The 15,985-nt window shown below is 64.3% G+C and carries 21 protein-coding genes and 1 tRNA gene; 1 reads left to right on the forward strand and 21 read right to left on the reverse strand.

Annotated features, from left to right (window positions below):
* Positions 1–569 precede the first annotated feature (569 nt).
* The 8 genes from HAV18_RS37015 to HAV18_RS37055 form a co-directional block, all read right to left on the reverse strand.
* A complete protein-coding gene (locus HAV18_RS37015; RefSeq protein WP_166965665.1) occupies positions 570–896 on the reverse strand; it encodes a helix-turn-helix domain-containing protein in 327 nt (108 codons plus the stop codon).
* Positions 897–1,154: 258 nt separating this feature from the next.
* Positions 1,155–1,230: transfer RNA gene (locus tag HAV18_RS37025), tRNA-Thr, on the reverse strand.
* A gap of 18 nt (positions 1,231–1,248) precedes the next feature.
* Positions 1,249–1,776 carry a ClpXP protease specificity-enhancing factor gene (locus HAV18_RS37030; protein WP_166965667.1) on the reverse strand — a complete coding sequence of 176 codons (528 nt, stop codon included), beginning with the start codon at positions 1,774–1,776 and terminating at the stop codon, positions 1,249–1,251.
* 71 nt (positions 1,777–1,847) lie between these two features.
* The gene (locus HAV18_RS37035) at positions 1,848–2,459 is read right to left on the reverse strand and encodes a glutathione S-transferase N-terminal domain-containing protein (protein WP_006400565.1); all 612 of its coding nucleotides are present in this window, start codon (positions 2,457–2,459) and stop codon (positions 1,848–1,850) included.
* A gap of 92 nt (positions 2,460–2,551) precedes the next feature.
* Positions 2,552–3,310, reverse strand: coding sequence for a cytochrome c1 (locus HAV18_RS37040; RefSeq protein WP_166965669.1), 759 nt, complete (start codon positions 3,308–3,310; stop codon positions 2,552–2,554).
* A gap of 21 nt (positions 3,311–3,331) precedes the next feature.
* On the reverse strand, positions 3,332–4,714 hold the full coding sequence (locus HAV18_RS37045; RefSeq protein WP_347814799.1) for a cytochrome bc complex cytochrome b subunit: 1,383 nt from the start codon (positions 4,712–4,714) through the stop codon (positions 3,332–3,334).
* A complete protein-coding gene (gene petA / locus HAV18_RS37050; RefSeq protein ID WP_021161845.1) occupies positions 4,711–5,331 on the reverse strand; it encodes a ubiquinol-cytochrome c reductase iron-sulfur subunit in 621 nt (206 codons plus the stop codon). Before petA ends, HAV18_RS37045 begins: the two co-directional genes overlap by 4 nt.
* A gap of 218 nt (positions 5,332–5,549) precedes the next feature.
* The gene (locus tag HAV18_RS37055; protein WP_166965673.1) at positions 5,550–6,296 is read right to left on the reverse strand and encodes a Nif3-like dinuclear metal center hexameric protein; all 747 of its coding nucleotides are present in this window, start codon (positions 6,294–6,296) and stop codon (positions 5,550–5,552) included.
* Between the two features lie 21 nt (positions 6,297–6,317).
* On the opposite strand from HAV18_RS37055, the gene HAV18_RS37060 reads away from it, so the two are divergent.
* Positions 6,318–7,523, forward strand: coding sequence for a Do family serine endopeptidase (locus HAV18_RS37060; RefSeq protein WP_166965675.1), 1,206 nt, complete (start codon positions 6,318–6,320; stop codon positions 7,521–7,523).
* Positions 7,524–7,729: 206 nt separating this feature from the next.
* On the opposite strand, the gene tatC is transcribed toward HAV18_RS37060, so the two are convergent.
* The 13 genes from tatC to hisC form a co-directional block, all read right to left on the reverse strand.
* Positions 7,730–8,518 (reverse strand): twin-arginine translocase subunit TatC, encoded by a 789-nt coding sequence (gene tatC, locus HAV18_RS37065; protein WP_166965677.1) that lies wholly within the window; start codon positions 8,516–8,518, stop codon positions 7,730–7,732.
* Positions 8,519–8,559: 41 nt separating this feature from the next.
* Positions 8,560–9,090 carry a Sec-independent protein translocase protein TatB gene (tatB, locus tag HAV18_RS37070; protein ID WP_166965680.1) on the reverse strand — a complete coding sequence of 177 codons (531 nt, stop codon included), beginning with the start codon at positions 9,088–9,090 and terminating at the stop codon, positions 8,560–8,562.
* A 26-nt stretch (positions 9,091–9,116) separates the two neighbouring features.
* The gene (tatA, locus tag HAV18_RS37075; protein WP_011350736.1) at positions 9,117–9,347 is read right to left on the reverse strand and encodes a Sec-independent protein translocase subunit TatA; all 231 of its coding nucleotides are present in this window, start codon (positions 9,345–9,347) and stop codon (positions 9,117–9,119) included.
* A gap of 93 nt (positions 9,348–9,440) precedes the next feature.
* Complete coding sequence (locus HAV18_RS37080; RefSeq protein WP_021161851.1) at positions 9,441–9,806, reverse strand: histidine triad nucleotide-binding protein; 366 nt, start codon at positions 9,804–9,806, stop codon at positions 9,441–9,443.
* 31 nt (positions 9,807–9,837) lie between these two features.
* Positions 9,838–10,230, reverse strand: a complete 393-nt coding sequence (locus HAV18_RS37085; RefSeq protein ID WP_011350734.1) for a DUF4870 domain-containing protein — start codon at positions 10,228–10,230, stop codon at positions 9,838–9,840.
* Between the two features lie 69 nt (positions 10,231–10,299).
* On the reverse strand, positions 10,300–10,665 hold the full coding sequence (locus HAV18_RS37090; RefSeq protein WP_006485344.1) for a phosphoribosyl-ATP diphosphatase: 366 nt from the start codon (positions 10,663–10,665) through the stop codon (positions 10,300–10,302).
* Complete coding sequence (gene hisI, locus HAV18_RS37095) at positions 10,662–11,078, reverse strand: phosphoribosyl-AMP cyclohydrolase (RefSeq protein ID WP_039366640.1); 417 nt, start codon at positions 11,076–11,078, stop codon at positions 10,662–10,664. The genes HAV18_RS37090 and hisI overlap by 4 nt, the downstream gene beginning before the upstream one ends.
* Positions 11,078–11,851, reverse strand: a complete 774-nt coding sequence (hisF, locus tag HAV18_RS37100; protein ID WP_011350732.1) for an imidazole glycerol phosphate synthase subunit HisF — start codon at positions 11,849–11,851, stop codon at positions 11,078–11,080. Before hisF ends, hisI begins: the two co-directional genes overlap by 1 nt.
* Positions 11,852–11,957: 106 nt before the next feature.
* Positions 11,958–12,713 carry a 1-(5-phosphoribosyl)-5-[(5-phosphoribosylamino)methylideneamino]imidazole-4-carboxamide isomerase gene (hisA, locus tag HAV18_RS37105; RefSeq protein ID WP_166965683.1) on the reverse strand — a complete coding sequence of 252 codons (756 nt, stop codon included), beginning with the start codon at positions 12,711–12,713 and terminating at the stop codon, positions 11,958–11,960.
* Positions 12,714–12,876: 163 nt separating this feature from the next.
* The gene (gene hisH, locus HAV18_RS37110; RefSeq protein ID WP_044845955.1) at positions 12,877–13,518 is read right to left on the reverse strand and encodes an imidazole glycerol phosphate synthase subunit HisH; all 642 of its coding nucleotides are present in this window, start codon (positions 13,516–13,518) and stop codon (positions 12,877–12,879) included.
* A complete protein-coding gene (locus HAV18_RS37115) occupies positions 13,515–14,135 on the reverse strand; it encodes a YchE family NAAT transporter (RefSeq protein ID WP_059522287.1) in 621 nt (206 codons plus the stop codon). Before HAV18_RS37115 ends, hisH begins: the two co-directional genes overlap by 4 nt.
* A gap of 65 nt (positions 14,136–14,200) precedes the next feature.
* Positions 14,201–14,788 carry an imidazoleglycerol-phosphate dehydratase HisB gene (hisB, locus tag HAV18_RS37120; RefSeq protein ID WP_011350728.1) on the reverse strand — a complete coding sequence of 196 codons (588 nt, stop codon included), beginning with the start codon at positions 14,786–14,788 and terminating at the stop codon, positions 14,201–14,203.
* Positions 14,789–14,853: 65 nt separating this feature from the next.
* Entirely contained in the window at positions 14,854–15,927 is a 1,074-nt protein-coding gene (hisC, locus tag HAV18_RS37125; protein ID WP_166965685.1) for a histidinol-phosphate transaminase, read from the reverse strand.
* Positions 15,928–15,985: the final 58 nt, after the last annotated feature.

Genomic DNA, 15,985 nt, shown 5'->3' on the forward strand with positions numbered 1-15,985 from the left:
GTTGGCATCGTTGTCCCCGCCTGTTCTCTTTTTTCTGACCCCAGAACGCAAAAAAGCCCAGGGGTTCGGCGCGGCGCTGGATGTGGTGCGTCGGCGTACTGCCAAGGGCTTGATGCAGCGAACTCTAGCAAACGTTAATAACACATGCAACTATTTTCACGTCCTCGTCGTGGGTATCTGTCGAAACGGTAACGCTTTTTTCGGCACTGCATAACCAAGGCGCATAAAAAGGTGCATAGAAGAATCCGCCACCGATCGCCGCGCGGCCTGCGCATGCGTGCATAAAAACCGCTCGTTTTTGCGGGCAGGTGGGGCGGGGTCACAACTGCGCGCGCCGGGTCTGAATCGTCATCCCAGGGGCAGGGTCCGGCCCTTGGAACTGCGCATCCGGCGCGTCAGGCGGCCCGCCACGGCCCCGCGGCGGGCTCGCCCGCCCCTTGTGTGGGTGTGTCTAGGCGGCGGCCGCTCTGAGGCGCCCTAATCCGCCGAGGCCGCGCACAGGCGACGGACGTAAAAAAACCGCCGGCACCGAAGTGCCTGGCGGCTTTTTACTGCCGGCCGACCGCTCGTCAGACGTCGAGCTGCGCGTCCGTGATGCCGAGCGCGGCGGCGATCTTCCCGCGCGTCGACTTGCGCAGCTTCTCGCTGCTCTCCTGTTGAGCGTAGGCCGACTGGCTGATGTCGAGCCGCGTCGCAACTTCGGCCTGCGTCAGCCCGAGATATTCGCGCCACGCGCGCAGGGGCGTTGCCCCATCCACCGTTGCGCTTACGACTGCATGTGGAATCAGGTCGCGCTCTTCGTCACGCTGCGCCATGTATTCCGCATCGGGGATCACCACAAAGGCCGGCGCTTCGTTCGGCCCGTTGATGATTTGGATGTTAGTACGTGCGTTCATCGCGTTTCTTTACCTCCTCGATTTCGACCACCTTGATCTCGCCGTCCCAGTTGAACAGAATTCGGTAGTTGCCAACGCAACAGATGATCGACGAAGGATTAGAGACAAAGCGACGCTTGGCGAGACACGGCGGACTGGCATAACGGCACGCTACGCGTGCTGCTGGTAAGCCATCTCACTGACGTTGATTGAAAACACAGAGGGAGCATTGGAAACGCGAAGGGGCTACGCAAACATCGCGTAACCCCTTGCTGGATATGGTGCCGGCTGCAGGACTCGAACCCGCCACCTGATGATTACAAATCAACTGCTCTACCAGATGAGCTAAGCCGGCGTAGCGCGAGATTCTACCTCATTTCACGATCTTGAGGCGAGGCCTGTTGCCACCTTTCGAACCATCGCCATCGCCGTCGGTTTTCGGCGGTTCGTCGGCGCCTTCGGAGGGTTCCTCGTTCGCGCCGCTGTCGGCAACCGGCGTCAACGCAGCAGGCGCTTCGTTGCGCGGCACATCATCCGCCTGCGCGGCTTCTTCGTCGAACGCGCCCGAATCCTCGCCTTCACCCGCGACCGCATCGACCTGGAACGCCATCCCCTGCCCGTTCTCGCGCGCGTAGATCGCGAGCACGTTGGCAACCGGAATCTCGATCTTGTGCGCCTTCCCGGAGAACCGGGCCGTGAACTCGATCCACTCGTTACCCATCTGCAACTGGCTCGTCGCCTCGAAGCTGATGTTGAGCACGATCTCGCCGTCACGCACGAACTGACGCGGCACGCGCGTCGAGTTGTCGACCCTCACCGCGATATGCGGCGTGTAACCGTTATCGGTGCACCACTCGTACAGCGCGCGCAGCAAATAAGGCTTCGTTGAAATCTCTTGCATCACAATCCTCGAACCCGGAGCGGGCGCGCGGCACGCCGCGCCGCCCTCCCCGTCTTGCCTTCATTGCATCATCAACGACGCATGACCTTTTCGGACGGCGTCAGTGCTTCGATGTAGGCCGGGCGGCTGAAGATCCGCTCGGCGTACTTCATCAGCGGCGCGGCGTTCTTCGACAGTTCGATGCCGTAGTGATCCAGACGCCACAGCAGCGGCGCGATCGCGACGTCGAGCATCGAGAATTCCTCGCCGAGCATGTACTTGTTCTTCACGAAGATCGGCGCGAGCTGCGTCAGGCGATCGCGGATCGCGAGGCGTGCCTTCTCGTGATTCTTCTCCGCTGCCTTGCCCTTCTCGTTCTCGAGCGTGCTGACGTGGACGAACAGTTCCTTCTCGAAGTTGAGCAGGAACAGGCGTGCACGTGCGCGCTGCACGGGGTCGGCCGGCATCAGTTGCGGATGCGGGAAGCGCTCGTCGATGTACTCGTTGATGATGTTCGATTCGTACAGGATCAGGTCGCGCTCGACCAGGATCGGCACCTGACCGTACGGGTTCATCACCGAAATGTCTTCCGGCTTGTTGAACAGGTCGACGTCACGGATTTCGAAGTCCATGCCCTTCTCGAACAGCACCAGCCGGCAACGCTGGGAGAACGGGCAAGTTGTGCCGGAATACAGAACCATCATGTTTGCGTTTCCTCAAAAAAGCCGAGGGCCGGCACGCGGCGAACCCCCTCCAGGATTCCACCTTGCGCCGGCCCCACGCCGGTCAGGCGTGATTACTTGATATCTTTCCAGTACGCGGCATTGAGCCGCCAGGCCAGGAAAGTCAGGACACCGAGAAAGATCAGCACCCATACGCCGAGGCGTTTGCGGGTCTGCTGAGCCGGCTCGGACATCCAGGTCATGTACGCCACCAGGTCGGCAACCGCAGCATCATAATCCACCGCGGACAGTGTCCCCGGCGTGACCTGCTGGAAGCCGACGAGCGTATGGGCCTTCTCGCCCGTCTCCTCGTCCGTCTTGTCTTCGAATTTGGCGGTGCGCTGCCCCTGCAGTTGCCACAATACATGGGGCATGCCGACGTTCTCGAACACCGCGTTGTTCCATCCGGTCGGCCGCGTATCGTCGCGGTAGAAGCTGCGCAGATACGTATACAGCCAGTCGCGGCTGCGCGCGCGCTCCTCGACCGACAGGTCGGGCGGCGAGGTGCCGAGCCAGTTCTTCGCGTCTTCAGGCCGCATCGCGACGGACATCGTGTTGCCGACCTTGTCGGTCGTGAACAGGAGATTCGCTTCGATCTCCTTCTGGGATATGCCCAGATCCGTCAGACGGTTGTAGCGCATCAGGTTCGCGCTGTGGCAGTTCAGGCAATAGTTTACAAACAATTGCGCGCCGTGCTGAAGCGAAACGAGATTTTCCGTGTTATCGGGCGCCCGGTCGAGCGGAAAATTACCTTCCGCCCGAACCGCCGGCGCCACCAGCAGCGCACACGCAGTCGCCCCGATCAGCGCGAGTGTCGAAAGCAGTTTCTTCATGTCGTTCTCTCCTCGCTCACGTTAATGGGGCTTGAAGCGCACCCGCTCCGGCGGCTGCTTGAACGTGCCAAGCGGCGTCCAGACGGGCATGCCGAGGAAGAACGCGAAGTAGATCAGCGCGCAACACTGCGCGATCAGCGTGGCCGCCGGCGATGGTGGCCGCGTGCCGAGGAACGCGAGGGTCAGGAACGCCACCACGAAGATCCCGAGGAACACCTTGTGGAACAGCGGCCGGTAGCGGATCGACTTCACCGGGCTGCGGTCGAGCCACGGCAGGAAGAACAGCGTGATCACCGCCGAACCCATCACGACGACGCCCCAGAACTTCGACTCCGTCAGGTACATGAACACGACGATCGCCGCGGCCAGCACCGGCAAGCCGGCCTTCCACTTGCCGCGCGCGCGGATCAGCGCAAGCACGCCGAGCAGCGCGATCACGATCATCAGGACGATCTTGAACGGGTCGGTGGTCGCGCGCAGCATCGCGTAGAACGCGGTGAAGTACCAGACCGGCGCGATCTCGGGCGGCGTCTGCAGCGGGTTCGCCGGGACGAAGTTGTTCGCCTCGAGGAAGTAGCTGCCCATCTCCGGCGAGAAGAACACGATCAGCGCGAAGATCATCAGGAACACGCACACGCCGAGGAAATCGTGCACCGAGTAGTACGGGTGGAACGGGATGCCGTCGAGCGGAATGCCGTTCTCGTCCTTCTTCGCCTTGATCTCGATGCCGTCCGGGTTGTTCGACCCCACTTCATGAAGCGCGACGAGGTGCGCGATCACGAGGCCGACCAGCACGAGCGGAATCGCGATCACGTGGAATGCGAAGAAGCGGTTCAGCGTGACGTCCGACACGACGTAGTCGCCGCGAATCCACAGCGACAGGTCAGGGCCGACGAACGGGATCGCCGAGAACAGGTTCACGATCACCTGCGCGCCCCAGAACGACATCTGGCCCCACGGCAGCAGGTAACCGAAGAACGCCTCGGCCATCAGGCACAGGAAGATCGCGCAACCGAAGATCCATACGAGTTCGCGCGGCTTGCGGTACGACCCGTAGAGCAGCCCGCGGAACATGTGCAGGTAGACGACCACGAAGAACATCGACGCGCCCGTGGAATGCATGTAGCGGATCAGCCAGCCCCACGGCACCTCGCGCATGATGTACTCGACCGACGCGAATGCGAGCGTCGAGTCGGGCTTGTAGTTCATCGTCAGGAAGATGCCCGTGACGATCTGGTTGACGAGCACCAGCAGCGCGAGGGAGCCGAAGAAGTACCAGAAGTTGAAGTTCTTCGGCGCGTAGTACTCGGAAACGTGCTTCTTCCAGGTGGACGTGAGCGGGAAGCGCTGATCGATCCAGCCGGTGAGACCTGTCGTGGAGACTTCCTTGTTGTCGGCCATCACGCTTCTCCTTTCTCGTCCTTGCCGATCACGAGGGTCGTTGCCGACGTGAACATGTAGGGCGGGATGTCGAGATTCTGAGGCGCCGGCTTGTTCTTGAACACACGGCCAGCGAGGTCGTAGGTCGAACCATGGCACGGGCAGAGGAAGCCGCCCGGCCAGTCGTCCGGCAGGTTCGGCTGCGGACCCGGCGTGAAGCGTTGGCTTGGCGTGCAGCCGAGGTGCGTACACACGGCCATCACGACGAGAATGTTCTTGCGATCGGCCCGCGAGCGATATTCGTTCGCGCAATACGCGGGCAGCGGCATCGTATAGGGCTTTTCGGTGGTCGGATCGGCCACTTCCTTGTCGGCCTTGACCACGTCGGCCAGCATCGAATCGGTGCGGTTCAGGATCCACACCGGCTTGCCGCGCCATGGCACGGTGACCATTTCGCCGGGCTTCAGCCCGCTGATGTCGACCTCGACCGGTGCACCGGCCGCTTTCGCTTTCGCGGACGGCGCAAGCGACGCCGCGAAAGGTATGACGGTGGCTACGCCTCCTACGCCACCTGCTACGGATGTCGCAATCAGCCAGGTACGGCGGCCGCTGTCGACGCGTTTCTCTTCCTTGTCTCGCATCACACGCCCCACTTCTGAGTTGGATTTTCCGTCACGACTTTCCATTCCGCCGCTAGTTTGCTCGAATGGAGTCGCCATTTACAAGGCCCGGAGATGAAATTCCCTTCGAAGTGATTGATAGTTAAGGGTTTTCCCCCACTATCGGAGCGATTAAATCATTTCGCTTTTAAGCATCCGCTACATTGAGAAATTTCGATGCGCTGCCGCAAATCCGGCATTCAGACCGGGTTATGGATATCGATAAAAAGGTGTTCGATATCGAATTCTTCGGACAAGTGGGCACCAAGTGCCTGGATTCCGTAACGTTCGGTCGCATGGTGCCCTGCCGCAACGAACGCGACGCCGCTCTCGGCGGCCGTGTGCGTCACGTATTCGGACACCTCGCCGGTCAGGAACACGTCCGCGCCGGCATCGATCGCCGCGTCGAAATAGCTTTGCGCGGCGCCCGTGCACCACGCAATGCGGCGCAGCTGCATGTCCAGATCGCCGAGCACGAGCGGCGTGCGGCCGAGCGTGCGCTCGACCTTCGCGACAAAGTGCTCGAGCGTGACGGGCATCGGCAGCGTTGCCATCCAGCCGAGGTCGCCTTCACCGAAACGCTGCTCGCCGATCAGCCCGAGCCGCTCGCCGAGCTGCGCGTTGTTGCCGAATTCGGGGTGTGCGTCGAGCGGCAGATGGAATGCGAACAGGTTCAGGTCGTTCGCGAGCAGCAGCTTCAGGCGCTGGTACTTGCGGCCCGTGATCTGCTGCGGCTCGTTGCGCCAGAAATAGCCGTGATGGACGAGCACGGCATCTGCCCCCCATTCGAGCGCGGCTTCGAGAAACGCGACCGACGCCGTCACGCCGGTGGCGATCTTCTCGATCTTGCGGCGCCCCTCGACCTGCAGGCCATTCGGGCAATAGTCCTTGAAGCGCGCGGTTTCAAGGGTATTGTTCAAGTACAATTCAAGTTCGATCCGATCCATATAAACCTCTAATCCATTCAGATGCTTAGACGCTTCTGGCTGTTCTTCGCGCAGGCGGTTACCGTGCTGCTCGCGCTGATGTTCATCGTCGTGACGCTCAAGCCGCAATGGCTGCAACGGCAAGGACAGCTCGGCAAGCAGCTCGCCACGCCGATCGTTGCGCTGCGGGAAGTCGCGCCGGGCATCGGCGGCGCACCGGCGACCACGTCGTACGCCGAAGCCGCGCAGAAGGCGATGCCGGCCGTCGTCAACGTGTTCTCCAGCAAGGACGGCTCGCTGCCGCCCGACCCGCGCGCGAAAGATCCGCTGTTCCGCTACTTCTTCGGCGACCGCAACGCCCGCAAGCAGCAGGACGAACCGGCCGCCAACCTTGGCTCGGGCGTTATCGTGAGCCCTGAAGGTTACATTCTAACGAACCAGCACGTCGTGGACGGCGCCGACCAGATCGAAGTCGCGCTCGCCGACGGCCGCACGGCCACCGCCAAGGTGATCGGCAGCGATCCCGAAACCGATCTCGCCGTGCTGAAGATCAACATGACGAACCTGCCGACGATCACGCTCGGCCGCTCCGACCAGTCTCGGGTCGGCGACGTCGTGCTCGCGATCGGCAACCCGTTCGGCGTCGGCCAGACGGTCACGATGGGGATCATCAGCGCACTGGGCCGCAACCACCTCGGCATCAACACGTTCGAGAACTTCATCCAGACCGACGCGCCGATCAACCCCGGCAACTCGGGCGGCGCGCTGGTCGACGTGAACGGCAACCTGCTCGGCATCAACACCGCGATCTACTCGCGCTCGGGCGGCTCGCTCGGCATCGGTTTCGCGATTCCGGTGTCGACCGCGCGCACGGTGCTCGAAAGCATCATCACGTCAGGCTCGGTCACGCGCGGCTGGATCGGCGTCGAACCGCAGGACGTCACGCCTGAAATCGCCGAGTCGTTCGGGCTCTCGCAGAAATCGGGCGCGATCGTCGCCGGCGTGCTGCAGGGCGGCCCGGCCGACAAGGCCGGCATCAAGCCGGGCGATATCCTGGTCACGGTCAACGGCGAGGAAATCACCGATACGACCAAGCTGCTGAACACGGTCGCGCAGATCAAGCCGGGCACGCCGACCAAGGTGCACGTCGTGCGCAAGGGCAAGGAATTCGACGTGAGCGTCGTGATCGGCAAGCGCCCGCCGCCGCCGAAGCAGACGCTCGACGAGCAGGACAGCGATACCGAATGACGTCAGGCGAGCGGCGCGCAGCCGCGTGCCGAACCCCGCCGGGAACGAAAAAGGGCAGCCGCTTGGCTGCCCTTTTGCTTTGTATCGAAAGACCCTCGTTGCCGGAACGGTGCCCTCTTCTCCACACGCTTTCCGACCGACCACGCTGCCGGGCGCTCAGGTCTGGCCGGAAGCCCGGCTGCCGCGCGCCGCCCGGCGCCCCATCATCAACTGGCGGCTTCGCCGTTCTCCGCCTCGCCTTCCTCGGCCGGCTTCTTCGGCACGAAGAACCGCGCAGCCAGCAGCCCGATCTCGAACAGTACGACCAGCGGCAACGCGAGCATCAGTTGCGAGAACACGTCCGGCGGCGTGACGACCGCCGCGACAACGAACGCGCCGACGATCACGTACGGCCGCATCTCCTTCAGCTTCTTCAGCGACAGCACGCCCATCCGGACGAGCAGCACGACGACGATCGGCACCTCGAACGTGACCCCGAACGCGATGAACATCCCGAGCACGAAGCTCAGGTAGTTGTCGATGTCGGTGGTCATTTCCGCCCCGAGCGGCGCGTTGTAGTGCGCCATCACGCGGAAGATCGTCGGGAACACGAGGAAGTACGCGAACGCCATCCCGCACAGGAACAGGACGTAGCTGCTGCCGACGAGCGGCACGACGAGCTTTTTCTCGTGCTGGTACAGCCCCGGCGCGACGAACGCCCAGATCTGGTACAGCACGATCGGCAGCGCGATCACGAGTGCGACGAGCATCGTGACCTTCATCGGCACGAAGAACGAGCCGGTGACGTCGGTGACGATCATCTTGCCGTCCTTCGGCAGGTTCTGCATCAGCGGCCGCGCGAGCAGCCGGAAGATGTCGGGTGCCCAGTAGACGAGCCCGAGGAACACGACGATCACGGCCGCGCCCGCGCGAATGATGCGGTCGCGAAGCTCGACGAGATGGGAAATGAAGGTTTCTTCCGGGGCGTCGCCCGGGTTCTGCTGGGGGTCGCTCACGCCGGCCCTCGGTAGGATTGACGAGCGAGCATGCGCTCGGCTCAGAAGAAGCGCGTCGGCCGGCGCAAGCTGGCCGGCTGGTGGCGCGCGACACGCGCGGCGCCCGACTGCACGTGCGTGCGGCGAGTGGTCGCGCGCTTGTACCAGGCAGGCGCAGCCGCCTGCTTGACGCGCCAGTTGCGGCGCTTCGGCGCGAGCGCGGCCGTGCTGCCGCGCCACGACGGCGCCGCGGGTGTGCCGGAACCGTAAGAACCGGCGTCGCCCGCCGCCTCGTTAAGACCACCGACCGCGGAATGCCACGTGTCGTTCAGGTCCTTTTCGTGCTCGCGCAGGTTGTCGTGAATCGTCGTCTCGACATTGCGCGCGGCCGCCTCGAAATCGGTCTTCATCGTCCGCAGCGCGTCGAGTTCGATTTCGCGCGAGACCTCGGCCTTCACGTCGTTGATGTACCGCTGCGCACGGCCGAACAGCGCGCCTGCCGTACGCGCGACGCGCGGCAGGCGCTCGGGGCCGAGCACCACGAGCGCGACGACGCCGATCAGCGCCATCTTCGAAAGACCAAGATCCAGCATCGCGAATGCCTGTCAGCGTACCGGCGTTACGCCTTGTTCGAGTCGGAACGCGTCGTTTCCTTCGCGTTGACGTCGACCGAGCCCGAGCGCGGCAGTTGCTGCGCGTCAGCCGGTGCTTCGCCTTCCTTCATGCCGTCCTTGAAACCCTTGACGGCGCTGCCGAGGTCGTTGCCGATGTTGCGCAGCTTCTTCGTACCGAAAACCAGCGCGACGATCAGCAGCACGATCAGCCAGTGCCAAATGCTCAATCCACCCATGATGAAACCTCTCCTCAACCACGCCGCTACGCGGCGCAAACCGCCGGCAACGCGCCGGCTTCGACTATCGATGCGGGGAAACGCCCCGCGCCGTCAACCCATCCGCTGCCAGGGGCGCGGGCCGGCCAGGATATGCGCGTGCAGGTGGTAGACCTCCTGCCCGCCGCCCGGGCCCGTGTTGATCACCGTACGGAAACCGGTTTCGCCACCCGTGTACGCGACGCCGAGCTGGCCGGCGAGACGCGAGACGAGCAGCATCAGCCGGCCGAGCATCGGCGCATCGGCCTCGCTCGCCGCCGACAGCGTCGGCAGATGCTGGCGCGGAATCACGAGCACGTGCGTCTCGGCCGCCGGGCGGATATCGCGGAACGCGACGAATTCGTCGTCCTCGTGCACCTTCGTGCTCGGGATCTCGCCTGCCGCGATCTTGCAGAACAGGCAATTCGGATCGTGACTCATGTTGCTCCTGCAGACGCCCGCGCGCGGCCGGTCAGAACCAGGCCTGCGGATCGAGCGGCTTGTTGTCGTTCAGGTACAGCCAACCCTTGATGATACGGTACAGCGTCCAGATCCATGTGACAAACATCACTGCGAATCCGATCACCACGAACATCAGCGCGAACCCGATCACGTACGCGATCAGCGCGCGCCAGAACGTGCGGATCTGCCACTCGAAGTGGGCGGCATACGGCGTGCCGGCCACGTCGTCGCGCTTCACGTAGTTGATGATGATCGCGATGATGCCCGTGACGCCGCCCGTGAGCCAATGAAACGCGTAGAGGCCGTAGAGCACGTGAGTCAACGTGCGCAGCCCGTTCAGGCGTTCGGCGTCCGCGGCCCCCGGCACCGACGGCGGCGGAAACTGGCTTGGCGTATCGGTCATGATGCTACCCCCGTTAGATGACAATTCTTACAGCTTACCGCACTGTGGCCATCCCGCGACAAGGGTCCGTCAACCGCCGTTTTCCTCGCGCTCGCGGCGCTTGCGCAGGGCCTTCTCCTCGATACCCGACAGCCCTTCGCGGCGTTCGAGCTCGGCGATCACGTCGGCCGGGCTCAGGTCGAAATGCGACAGCATCACGAGGCAGTGGAACCACAGGTCGGCCACTTCGCCGACGAGCGCGGTCGGCGCGCCGCCCTGGCGCACGTCCTTCGCGGCCAGCACGACTTCCGTCGCCTCTTCGCCGATCTTCTTCAGCACCGCGTCGTCGCCCTTGTGGAACAGGCGCGATACGTACGATTGATCGGGGTCGCCGCCCTTGCGGCTATCGATCACGGCCGCGAGGCGCAGCAGCGTGTCTTCGGTCGATTGCGTCATTTGTAAATGTGTTCGGGATCTTTCAGCACCGGCTCGACCGCGACCCAATCGCCGCTGTCGACGGTGCCTTCGAATTTCTGGAAGAAGCACGAATGCCGGCCGGTGTGGCATGCGATGCCCGACACCTGCTCGACCTTCAGCAGCACGACGTCCTCGTCGCAATCGAGCCGCACCTCGTGCACGTGCTGCACGTGGCCCGACTCCTCGCCCTTGAACCACAGGCGCTTGCGCGAGCGCGAATAATAGACCGCGCGCTGCGTCTCGATCGTCTTCGCCAGCGCCTCGCGGTTCATCCACGCGAACATCAGCACGTCGTTCGTCGACGCTTCCTGCGCGATCACCGGCACGAGGCCGTTGTCGTCCCAGCGGACCTTGTCGAGCCACGCGGGCAATGCATTCGTTTCCGTATTCATCACAGCCTCACCGGGATGCCCTGGTCGGCCATGAAGCGCTTCGCCTCGCCGACCGTGTGCTCGCCATAGTGGAAGATGCTCGCGGCCAGCACCGCATCGGCGCGGCCGTCCTTGATGCCGTCAGCCAGATGCTGCAGCGAGCCGACACCGCCCGACGCGATCACCGGCACAGGCACCGCGTCCGACACGCCGCGCGTGAGCGCGAGGTCGAAGCCCGACTTCGTGCCGTCGCGGTCCATGCTCGTGAGCAGGATCTCGCCCGCGCCGAGCTCGGCCATCTTGCGCGCCCATTCGATCGCGTCGAGGCCCGTGTTCTTGCGGCCGCCGTGCGTGAAGACTTCCCAGCGCGGCGTCTCGCCGTCGGCCGACACGCGCTTCGCGTCGATCGCGACGACGATGCACTGCGAGCCGTACTTGTCGGCCGCGTCGCGCACGAGCTGCGGGTTCGCGACCGCCGACGAATTCATGCTGACCTTGTCCGCGCCCGCGTTCAGCAGGCGCCGCACGTCCTCGACGGCGCGCACGCCGCCGCCGACGGTCAGCGGAATGAAGACCTGCGACGCGACCGCTTCGATGATCGGCAGGATCAGGTCGCGCTGGTCGGACGTCGCGGTGATGTCGAGGAACGTCAGTTCGTCGGCACCCTGGTCGTCGTAGCGGCGGGCGATTTCGACGGGGTCGCCCGCGTCGCGCAACTCGACGAAGTTGACGCCCTTGACGACACGCCCGGCGGTCACGTCCAGGCAGGGGATGATGCGTTTAGCTAGAGCCATGATGGTGCGCCAGAGGCCGCGATGGGACGGCCGGTTGCGGAAGCCTCGCGCGAGGCTTCCGGTCGGGGCCGCCCGCAGGCAGCCCCGGCGAAGGGGACAACCGCGATCAGGCGTTGTCGAGTTCGCCGTTCAGTTCGTCCGCGCGCTTTTGCGCGGCCGCGAAGTCGAGATCGCCGGAGTAGATCGCACGGCCGCAGATCACGCCTTCGACGCCTTGCTCTTCCACTTCGCACAAGCTCTCGATGTCCGTGAGGTTCGACAGGCCGCCGCTGGCAATCACCGGGATGCCGACCGCCTGCGCAAGCTTCACGGTCGCCTCGATGTTGATGCCCTGCAGCATCCCGTCGCGCCCGATGTCCGTGTAAACGATCGATTCGACGCCGTAGTCCTCGAACTTCTTCGCGAGATCGATCACTTCGTGGCCCGTCAGCTTGCTCCAGCCGTCGGTCGCGACCTTGCCGTCCTTCGCGTCCAGCCCGACGATGATGCTGCCGGCGAACGCGGTGCACGCGTCCTGCAGGAAGCCCGGATCCTTCACGGCCGCGGTGCCGATGATCACGTAGGACAGGCCCGCATCGAGATACTTCTCGATCGTCTCGAGGCTGCGGATGCCGCCGCCGAGCTGCACGGGGATTTCATCGCCGACTTCGTCGAGGATCGCCTCGATCGCCTCGAGATTCCTCGGCTTGCCGGCGAAGGCGCCGTTCAGGTCGACCAGATGGAGCCGCCGGGCGCCGAGATCGACCCACTTGCGGGCCATCGCCGCCGGGTCCTCGGAGAAAATCGTAGCCTGGTCCATATCGCCCTGTTTGAGGCGTACACACTGACCGTCTTTTAGATCGATGGCCGGAATCAGCAACATAGCAATCGGGTGTCGTCGTGGAAAAAGAAAAGAATCCGGCGCGCACCGGCCAAACCGGTGCCGCGCCGTCTCGCTAGTTTAGTACAACTCTTTCGGCGTCTTGGCGGGCAAGCCCCGTGCGACAGGCCTTTCCGGCCCGCCGACTGTGGCACGCACGCGACGTTCACGGTTTCCAGTGTACGAAGTTGCGATACAGACGCAACCCGACCTCCGCGCTTTTCTCGGGGTGGAATTGGGTCGCGAAGAGGTTGTCCCGCGCGACCGCGGACGTAAACGGCGCACCGTAGGCCGTTTCGCCAACCGTATGCGCCGGGTTGTCCGGGCTCACGTAATAGCTGTGCACGAAGTAGAAATACGCGTCGTCGGGCACGCCATCCCACAGCGGGTGCGGCTGCGACTGGCGCACGCGGTTCCAGCCCATCTGCGGCACCTTGAAGCGCGAGCCGTCGTCCTGCAGGCGGCCGTCGAGCTCGAAACGCACGACCTTGCCGGGCAACAGGCCGAGGCCCTTCGTGTCGCCTTCCGCGCTCCAGTCGAACAGCATCTGCTCGCCGACGCACACGCCGAGCAGCGGCTTCGTGCGCGACGCCTCGATCACGGCCTCCTGCAGGCCCGATTCGCCCAGGCAGCGCATGCAGTCGGGCATCGCGCCCTGGCCGGGCAGCACGACACGGTCGGCCGCACGGATCGCGGCCGGCGTGTCGACGATCGCCACGTCGGCGGCCGGTTCGGCCTTCTTGAGCGCCTGCGCGACCGAGCGCAGGTTGCCCATCCCATAATCCACAATCGCAATCGAAGTTTTCATCTCAGTGCAGGCAGTAGCGCCCTCAGTCCATTGACGATGAATTCCACCGCCAGCGCCGACAGCATCAGACCCATCAGCCGCGTGGCGATGTTGATGCCCGTGCGGCCGATCCAGTTCGCGATCGGCTCGGCGAGCCGCATCGCGACGAAACACAGAAAAGCCAGGACCGCGCCGATCGCGACCAGCCCGGCCCGCTCATACCAGTGATGCGAGTTCGCCGCATAGATGATCACCGTGCTGATCGAGCCGGGGCCCGTGAGCAGCGGAATCGCCAGCGGCACGACCGCGATGTTGTCCTTCAGCTCGGCCTCGTGGCGCTCCTCCGGCGTCGATCGCGTGTTGCCGATCTGCGCGTTCAGCATGTTGATCGCCATCAGCAGCATGATGATCCCGCCGCCCACCTCGAGCGACCCGACCGAAATGCCGAAGAAGTCGATGATCTGCTGCCCGAGCAGCGCCGTCACCGTCATCACGCAGAACACCGACACCGACGCGATCCGGATCGTACGCCGCCGCTCGATGTCCGTCTGCTGCGCCGTCAGGCTCAGGAAGAACGGCACCGCGCCGATCGGGTTGATCAGCGCCAGCAGCGAAATGAACGATTTGAGCAGATCCATCGCAAGCCGGCGCTGCGCGCCGAAGCCGTGAGGTTGTCCTTGACGCTCCGTCCGGTCAGTTCAGGTTAGAGGCTGCCCTTCGTCGACGGGATCTGCCCCGCCGCACGCTCGTCCAGCTCCACCGCCGCGCGCAGCGCACGGCCGAAGGCCTTGAACACGGTCTCGAGCTGATGGTGCGCGTTGATCCCGCGCAGGTTGTCGATGTGCAGCGTGACGCCCGCGTGGTTCACGAAACCGCGGAAGAACTCGATCGACAGGTCGACGTCGAACGTGCCGATACGCGCACGCGTGAACGGCACGTGGAATTCGAGGCCCGGCCGGCCCGAGAAGTCGATCACGACGCGCGACAGCGCCTCGTCGAGCGGCACGTACGAATGGCCATAGCGGCGGATGCCCTTGCGGTCGCCGATCGCCTTCGCGACGGCCTGCCCGAGCGTGATGCCGACATCCTCGACCGTGTGGTGGTCGTCGATATGCGTATCGCCATGCGCTTCAACCTCGAGATCGACCAGACCGTGTCGAGCGATCTGGTCGAGCATATGGTCGAGGAACGGCACGCCGGTAGCCAGCTTCTGCTGGCCCGTGCCGTCGAGATTGAGCTTCACACGGATCTGCGTTTCGCTGGTATTGCGAACGACTTCCGCCACACGCATGGCAATTCCTTGACTGAGTCGATGTAAATGGGGATTGATCGTTTCGCGCTGCGGCGCCCGCAGGCTCACCCTGGCAGCGCGAGTTTCAAAGCGGCCAGCAGGCGTGCGTTTTCGTCGGGAGAGCCGACGGTCAGCCGCACGCATTCAGCCAGCAACGGATGCATTTTACTCACGTTTTTGACCAAAACCCGCTCGGTGAGCAGCGCGTCGAACACGGCGGCCGCGTCCGGCACGCGCACCAGCAGGAAATTGCCGGCACTCGGGAACACCGTCGCGCCCGGCAGCGCGGCCACGGCCTGCGCGAGGCGCGTGCGTTCCGCACGCAGATCGGCCGCCTGCGCGTCGAGCACGCCGAGGTGGTCGAGCAGGAAATCGGCGGTCGCCTGGGTCAGCACGTTGATGTTGTACGGCGGGCGCACCTTGTCGAATTCGGTCAGCCACGCGGGCGAACCAACGAGATAACCGAGGCGGATGCCCGCGAGGCCGAGCTTCGACACCGTGCGCATCACGACAACGTTGTCGAATTCGGCGGCGCGCGGCAGCCACGAGCGCCCGGCGAACGGCTGGTACGCCTCGTCGATCACGATCAGGCTGTGCCGCGCGGCCGCGACGATCCGTTCGATGTCGGCATCGTCGTACAGCGTGCCGGTCGGGTTGTTCGGGTAAGCGAGATAGACGAGCGCCGGACGATGCTCGGCAATTGCCGCGAGCATCGCGTCGACGTCGAGCGTCAGGTCGGCCTTCAGCGGCACGCCGACGAATTCGAGCTGCGCGAGCTTCGCGGACAGTTCGTACATCACGAAGCCCGGCACCGGCGCGAGCACTTTCGCGCCCGGCTTCGCGCAGGCGACCGACATCATGCTGATGATTTCGTCCGAGCCGTTGCCGAGCAGCACGTCGCAGGCGGCCGGCACGCCCATCGCGTGGCGCAGCTTGTCGATCAGCGCGGCGGGGCGCGGCGCCGGGTAGCGGTTCAGCGCGACCTGCGCGAGACGCTCGCCGAGCGCCGCGGCGAGCGGTTCGGGCAGCGGGTACGGGTTCTCCATCGCGTCGAGCTTCACGAATCCGCTCGCGTCCGGCACCGGGTAGCTCGTCATCGCGAGCACGTCGCGGCGGATGATGTCTTGTGGCGTCGTCATGGTCTCAAGCCGGCGTGCGTCGCGCCGGCGTCAAATGATCGGCAAGGCGGCGGCCGCC

The sequence above is a fragment of the Burkholderia sp. D-99 genome (assembly GCF_011605345.1).
Taxonomy (GTDB): Bacteria; Pseudomonadota; Gammaproteobacteria; order Burkholderiales; family Burkholderiaceae; genus Burkholderia.

Coding starts and splice junctions, on each gene's coding strand:
- HAV18_RS37015 (WP_166965665.1), bottom strand. CDS start 896: ATGAACGCACGTACTAACATCCAAATCATCAACGGGCCGAACGAAGCG.
- HAV18_RS37030 (WP_166965667.1), bottom strand. CDS start 1,776: ATGCAAGAGATTTCAACGAAGCCTTATTTGCTGCGCGCGCTGTACGAG.
- HAV18_RS37035 (WP_006400565.1), bottom strand. CDS start 2,459: ATGATGGTTCTGTATTCCGGCACAACTTGCCCGTTCTCCCAGCGTTGC.
- HAV18_RS37040 (WP_166965669.1), bottom strand. CDS start 3,310: ATGAAGAAACTGCTTTCGACACTCGCGCTGATCGGGGCGACTGCGTGT.
- petA (WP_021161845.1), bottom strand. CDS start 5,331: ATGCGAGACAAGGAAGAGAAACGCGTCGACAGCGGCCGCCGTACCTGG.
- HAV18_RS37055 (WP_166965673.1), bottom strand. CDS start 6,296: ATGGATCGGATCGAACTTGAATTGTACTTGAACAATACCCTTGAAACC.
- HAV18_RS37060 (WP_166965675.1), top strand. CDS start 6,318: ATGCTTAGACGCTTCTGGCTGTTCTTCGCGCAGGCGGTTACCGTGCTG.
- tatB (WP_166965680.1), bottom strand. CDS start 9,090: ATGCTGGATCTTGGTCTTTCGAAGATGGCGCTGATCGGCGTCGTCGCG.
- tatA (WP_011350736.1), bottom strand. CDS start 9,347: ATGGGTGGATTGAGCATTTGGCACTGGCTGATCGTGCTGCTGATCGTC.
- HAV18_RS37080 (WP_021161851.1), bottom strand. CDS start 9,806: ATGAGTCACGATCCGAATTGCCTGTTCTGCAAGATCGCGGCAGGCGAG.
- HAV18_RS37085 (WP_011350734.1), bottom strand. CDS start 10,230: ATGACCGATACGCCAAGCCAGTTTCCGCCGCCGTCGGTGCCGGGGGCC.
- HAV18_RS37090 (WP_006485344.1), bottom strand. CDS start 10,665: ATGACGCAATCGACCGAAGACACGCTGCTGCGCCTCGCGGCCGTGATC.
- hisI (WP_039366640.1), bottom strand. CDS start 11,078: ATGAATACGGAAACGAATGCATTGCCCGCGTGGCTCGACAAGGTCCGC.
- hisF (WP_011350732.1), bottom strand. CDS start 11,851: ATGGCTCTAGCTAAACGCATCATCCCCTGCCTGGACGTGACCGCCGGG.
- hisA (WP_166965683.1), bottom strand. CDS start 12,713: ATGTTGCTGATTCCGGCCATCGATCTAAAAGACGGTCAGTGTGTACGC.
- hisH (WP_044845955.1), bottom strand. CDS start 13,518: ATGAAAACTTCGATTGCGATTGTGGATTATGGGATGGGCAACCTGCGC.
- HAV18_RS37115 (WP_059522287.1), bottom strand. CDS start 14,135: ATGGATCTGCTCAAATCGTTCATTTCGCTGCTGGCGCTGATCAACCCG.
- hisB (WP_011350728.1), bottom strand. CDS start 14,788: ATGCGTGTGGCGGAAGTCGTTCGCAATACCAGCGAAACGCAGATCCGT.
- hisC (WP_166965685.1), bottom strand. CDS start 15,927: ATGACGACGCCACAAGACATCATCCGCCGCGACGTGCTCGCGATGACG.